The 204-nt window shown below is 53.4% G+C and carries 1 protein-coding gene; it reads right to left on the minus strand.

The window, feature by feature from the left end; all coding sequences use genetic code 11:
• The coding region (locus FC091_RS15425; protein WP_449441492.1) for a DUF7507 domain-containing protein at positions 1 to 204 on the minus strand (204 nt) is incomplete at both ends.

Genomic DNA, 204 nt, shown 5'->3' on the forward strand with positions numbered 1-204 from the left:
CTTCGGTATTGCCATCCGTGTCATCACCATCATCACTCGTGTCATCGACATTCGTGTCCGCTGGACTATCGCCATCAGCTAAAACACTGTTGCTAAAGCCTCCGGCATCCACGGCATCCTGCTCGATGACATAGGTCGCCGTATACGTCGCTACTTCGCCAACCAATAGGTCGCCTTCTGCACTGCCTAAACTGGATGGGCCTA

The organism is Winogradskyella algicola (genome assembly GCF_005869935.1).
GTDB classification, from domain to species: domain Bacteria; phylum Bacteroidota; class Bacteroidia; order Flavobacteriales; family Flavobacteriaceae; genus Winogradskyella; species Winogradskyella algicola.